Raw genomic sequence first — 2,450 nt, forward strand, 5'->3', positions numbered from 1 at the left:
GGCCAAGGCACAAGCCCAAATCAACTCCTGGGTAAAGGTTTTTCCGCAGGAGAAGCTTCCCGATCGTAACCAAGCCCAACCAATCAACGCCAGCTTGAAGGAATAGGCTCTCCCAAATATGCCGCCAGGGACAGGAGGGGCCCGCCCAATTTTTGGGCTGGGCCCCTTTAGGGTTCTTAACGCTCTTGTTGCGGTGACGGGTGGTGCAGGCGACCCTTCTTCCCGTTGAGTTGATACTATGCGTATGCGCCGCGTGTCCGGATTCTTGCGCTCTCTAGCAGGACTAGGCGCTTAGCACCTGCTCCGGGGTCACCGCCCCTACAGCAAACCTGGCGAAGTCACCGGTGTTATAAGTGCATATGGTTGGGATTGCGCATGCCTGCATCTGGGCGGCTAACCAGGCGTCGAAGATGTCCCCTCCCCTCACGCCGGTTTCAGAAATCAACCTTCCCAGCTGCTCAACGGCAGCCGGACCCGGGTCGAGGACCTTAAAGATAGCCTGGAATTTTTCCACTTCGCTCCAGGCAGTCAGGGGGTCAAGAGGCCTCTCAATTCGGCGTTTGTCGGTCACCACCGCAAAGAATTCTAAAAGCACCTGGGGCACCAGTGCGGCTTCGAGCTTCTTGTTTCTCGCTGCCTCTACCAGGGCGCGGCTGGGAGCATGCTGGGGAGCGCTGGTATTGATGGCATAGATCAAGACGTTGGTATCCAAAAGAACCATCATCCCAGCCTCCCGTCATACAGGTCCGCCCGGCGGGAGAGCTTTACTGCGCCGAGGCTGTAGCGGCCTGGCTCGGGGGCGGCGGAGGACAGGTATTTCTCCAGCGCTTCAAGCACGAGCTCGTTCTTGGAGCGCCCCGTAAGCTGGGCAGTGCGGTCGAGGTTTTTCAGCAGAGCGGCTTTCTCAACCGGAACGTAAATGTTCAACTGCACGACCAGTCCCTCCTTTCGGCCCGCTTGCTTCATTATATAGCTAGTGTATAGTGATAGTCAATAGGGAATAAGAGCTGCTTGCCCCCGGTGATACATGGCCCGGAGCCGCTGGGCGGATCCGGTTTGGCCTTTCCGGACGTTCTGGGGCTCGACCCTTTGATCGGGCAGGAATAAGGTGGAGAGAGAAGAATCTATAAGCTGGGTAAAGGCGGTGACGGCGATTTACGAGAAACTCTCATCTGTAGAACCTGCTCTTATAGAGCGTCCGAAACCCCCGGTGAAGTGGGCCGGCGGAAAGGGGCAGCTTATTCCCCAATTTGAGCCCTTGTTTCCCAAAGAGAAGTTCGACCTTTATCTTGAGCCCTTTGTCGGCGGCGGAGCCGTCTTTTTTCACCTTCTTCCCGAAAGGGCCATCCTGATTGACTCTAACCCTGAGCTGGTAAACTTCTATCGGGTGGTCAGAGACTCCCTGCCGGAGCTTTGCGCCGACCTCGCGAAGCACAAAAACGATAGAGAGTACTACTACCGCACGAGGGCCCTGGATCCCGAAACCTTGAGCCCGGTTGAGCGGGCCTCCCGCTTCCTCTACCTGAACAAAACCGGCTACAACGGCCTCTGGAGGGTAAACCGAAAAGGTAAGCACAATGTTCCTTTCGGCCGCTACAAGAACCCCAAAATCCTCGACGAGGAAAACCTACGGCTGGTAAGCCTTGCCCTTATGCGGGCCGAGATCGTCTGTGGTAATTTCAGCTTGGTTCTGGAATACGCCTGTCCTCGCGCTTTCGTTTACCTGGATCCGCCCTATAACCCACTTTCGGATACGGCCAACTTCACCGGCTACACCGCCGACTCCTTCGGAAAAGAGGACCAGGAGAGGCTGGCGGAGGTATTCCGGAAGCTCGATGCGAAAGGGTGCATGGTAATGCTCTCCAATTCCGATACCCCCTTGGTGAGAGAGCTTTATGCCGGCTACGACATCCGGGTGGTCCGCGCCCGCCGGGCCATCAACTGCCGGGCCGACCGGCGGGGGCCGGTAAGCGAGCTTGTCATAAGAAACTACCGCTAGCCGCAGCAGGGGAAACCTTTCCATCCTCCTGGCGTATTCCCACTTTTCAGCCTGCTCTGGCTTACGTTTGCTCCCCAAACCCTCGCGGGCCAAACCAGCGATTGGTCCCCAAGCTCCGGCGGACTTCTCGGCCAATTTGACTTCCTGCTGCAACGAAGGCGTTCCTCTACCCAAAACTTTATGCCCCGGCTGAGCGATGTTGAGTCCATTATCTATGGACAGCTGTTAGACGCTATCCTGGGCACCACCTCTCCAGGCATTGATCCTTTAGCTCCGGCCAAGGCACAAGTCCAAATCAGTTCCTGGGTAAAGGTTTTTCCGCGGGAGAAGCTTCCCGATCGTGACCAAGCCCAACCGATCAACGCCAGCTTGAGGGAATAGGCTTTCCCAAATATACCGGTACCAGGCCGGGTAGCAGCAAGAGAGCCTCCACCCATAAGCGCGCCCAAGT

3 protein-coding genes are annotated in these 2,450 nt (G+C 56.9%); 1 reads left to right on the forward strand and 2 read right to left on the reverse strand.

Annotated elements, in window-relative coordinates; translation table 11 throughout:
* Nucleotides 1-283: 283 nt before the first annotated feature.
* Nucleotides 284-724, reverse strand: a complete 441-nt coding sequence (locus H5U02_15095) for a PIN domain-containing protein (protein MBC7343746.1) — start codon at nt 722-724, stop codon at nt 284-286.
* Nucleotides 721-933: a hypothetical protein gene (locus tag H5U02_15100; protein MBC7343747.1), complete on the reverse strand. Its 213-nt coding sequence runs from the start codon at nt 931-933 to the stop codon at nt 721-723. Before H5U02_15100 ends, H5U02_15095 begins: the two co-directional genes overlap by 4 nt.
* A gap of 256 nt (nt 934-1,189) precedes the next feature.
* Here H5U02_15100 and H5U02_15105 point away from each other — a divergent pair, with 256 nt between their 5' ends.
* The gene (locus tag H5U02_15105; protein MBC7343748.1) at nt 1,190-1,999 is read left to right on the forward strand and encodes a DNA adenine methylase; all 810 of its coding nucleotides are present in this window, start codon (nt 1,190-1,192) and stop codon (nt 1,997-1,999) included.
* Nucleotides 2,000-2,450 lie beyond the last annotated feature (451 nt).

The organism is Clostridia bacterium (assembly GCA_014360065.1).
Lineage (GTDB): Bacteria > Bacillota > DSM-521 > Neomoorellales > JACIYF01 > JACIYF01.

Excerpts from the sequence above, each read along its gene's own strand:
- H5U02_15095 (MBC7343746.1), bottom strand. The coding sequence starts at position 724 with ATGATGGTTCTTTTGGATACCAACGTCTTGATCTATGCCATCAATACC.